This window comes from Microcystis sp. M49636_WE2, assembly GCF_030065375.1.
GTDB classification, from domain to species: domain Bacteria; phylum Cyanobacteriota; class Cyanobacteriia; order Cyanobacteriales; family Microcystaceae; genus Microcystis; species Microcystis aeruginosa_C.
Window position 1 is genome coordinate 1 of the sequence record NZ_JASJFG010000659.1, and the last position, 1,997, is coordinate 1,997.

Genomic DNA, 1,997 nt, shown 5'->3' on the forward strand with positions numbered 1-1,997 from the left:
CAAGAGTCAAAATTAGCTCTAAAAACCGATTAATCAGGGTTTTAAGAGACAAAATCGAATTTTGACGGAAAACTATGGCTAATTATAACGTCAATTACTTCCCCTGATTGCTCCCATTCTATTACTTCTAAAATTAGCGCACTAATTCTCAACCTTACTAAGCCACAAACGGTAAGTAAAACCGATTTATATCGACTTTTATTTAATCTAAATCTTTCTTGAACTACCTTAAATACTTTGACAACTCGAATTAAATGCTCAACAAAAATTCGCCGAGATGATAAAACTTTATTTTCTTTAATTTGATTCTCGGTTAATTCTCCATTCTTAGGTTTTTTATCAGGAGTTCTGATTTGATTTTCTCCCAGGTAAGCTTTATCTCCAATAAAAGTTTGTTGAGAATCGAATTTGCTTAAAGTTTCCCGACAGATTTTTATGTCGCTCGTCGGACCAGGTTGACCAATAACTACATCAACAATATCTTCAGCTTTTGGCAAAACAATAAATTGACTTTTTAAAGTATGTCTTCTTTGCTTTCCCGAATAATATATTTTTTGTTCTTGATAATCGGTCGGCCTCTCCACGGGCTGTTCTGCGCTATCGACAATCAACTCATAATCCCTTAATTGTTCAATTATTATTTCCTCTTCTTGGCACTTCTTTATTTGTTCTAACAAACTTGGCGGTAACTCTCCTTCAAAAAGTTTTTGCCAATAGGTAAAGATATTATGAGCCGTTGATTCACTCACTTGAAACATTAGTCCTAAGATTTGAAAGCTTAGATGATGTCTTAAATAAACCAACATTAGAACAATTTGTTCCTCTTCTGATAATTTAGGAGGTGTTCCGCTTCCTGGTTGATTAATCCTAATTTTGGTTTTTTCGATTTCTGATTGGTTTTTCCGATGTATAAGTTTTCCAAGTGCCATCAGTTGTTCTAGTTGTTGGTAGTCAATTCCTAATAGTCTTTTAGTTTGTTTCGGATATTTTTGAATGTATTCCCAAGTGTAGTTTTTCATGGCTTTTTTTGATTTACTATTTGTTTTATTATATCCTATTATTGTGATTTAATTAAATTATGGAGAGGTCTAGTGACCGTGTAATTAGAATTTGATTGGAAGTCTGCCACTGTGAAAGTGGCAGCATTAGCGACTTCCGAGAGGGTTAAAATCGCCCCAATGCTTGCCACAGCTAGTAGTCCACGGTTCATGTGTTTACCAAGATTTGTCTTTGTCATTGTTTTTCGGTATTTTTGCCAGGAAAGGAAACGTTATTCGTCCGCAATCATAAAAGATAACCTCGCTAAATGTCAAGAGATCTTGTAGGGTGCGTTAATGAGATGTAACGCACCTTATCTAATGTTCAAAATTCCTGCGTTAGGCTGACTGGACTGTTTCAGCCGTAGGGTGCGTTCCCTAATGCGGGATTTTTGGGAACGCACCATGCTCATAGATTGAAGTTGTGAGTCTAAGTGCGATTACGAAGGCACTGCCTAGCAGTACGCCAGTGGGGTGCGTTAATGAAATGTAAAGCATCTTTTTCTGTGGCATGATCAGTTCGACAACCGATAATCTGCCTTCCGTGCCAACGAACCACTCTGAAATACAAAACCAAGCAAGAAGCGTCTTGGATGCAATTGCTTTTACTCCCTTTGAGCAATGCCAACCCTTGAGCCGGGATTTTAGGGACATTCCTGATCGTCCTGGCATTTACGCGGTCAGGCATAGATCTCAGGGATTGCTTTACATTGGTAAAACCAAAAGTTTACGAGGTCGTTTTAAAGGTGGACACAAAGCTTTTTTGTGGGCTTGGCTGGATCAATACAACAGCGAAGATGTACGCATAGCAGTGCAGACAATAGTTACTAATTCTGTACGCAAATATTGCATCTAGAATTAGCTTTGTACGCTTTGACCCGTACTGGGTTAACTACGAACCTCTCTATCGGATTCCCGCTAAAGGCGGCCTCTCCGACTACCTTTCTTCCAATATTTAAG

General features: G+C 38.1%; 3 protein-coding genes. 1 reads left to right on the top strand and 2 read right to left on the bottom strand.

All coding sequences use genetic code 11. The features are described 5' to 3' along the window. Positions 1 to 41: 41 nt before the first annotated feature. Both PX484_RS15260 and PX484_RS15265 read right to left on the bottom strand, forming a co-directional pair. Positions 42 to 1,019 carry a transposase family protein gene (locus PX484_RS15260; RefSeq protein WP_002804853.1) on the bottom strand — a complete coding sequence of 326 codons (978 nt, stop codon included), beginning with the start codon at positions 1,017 to 1,019 and terminating at the stop codon, positions 42 to 44. A 38-nt stretch (positions 1,020 to 1,057) separates the two neighbouring features. Next, positions 1,058 to 1,237 (bottom strand): hypothetical protein, encoded by a 180-nt coding sequence (locus PX484_RS15265; RefSeq protein WP_288104543.1) that lies wholly within the window; start codon positions 1,235 to 1,237, stop codon positions 1,058 to 1,060. A 311-nt stretch (positions 1,238 to 1,548) separates the two neighbouring features. Here PX484_RS15265 and PX484_RS15270 point away from each other — a divergent pair, with 311 nt between their 5' ends. After that, on the top strand, positions 1,549 to 1,893 hold the full coding sequence (locus tag PX484_RS15270) for a GIY-YIG nuclease family protein (protein ID WP_288104546.1): 345 nt from the start codon (positions 1,549 to 1,551) through the stop codon (positions 1,891 to 1,893). Positions 1,894 to 1,997 lie beyond the last annotated feature (104 nt).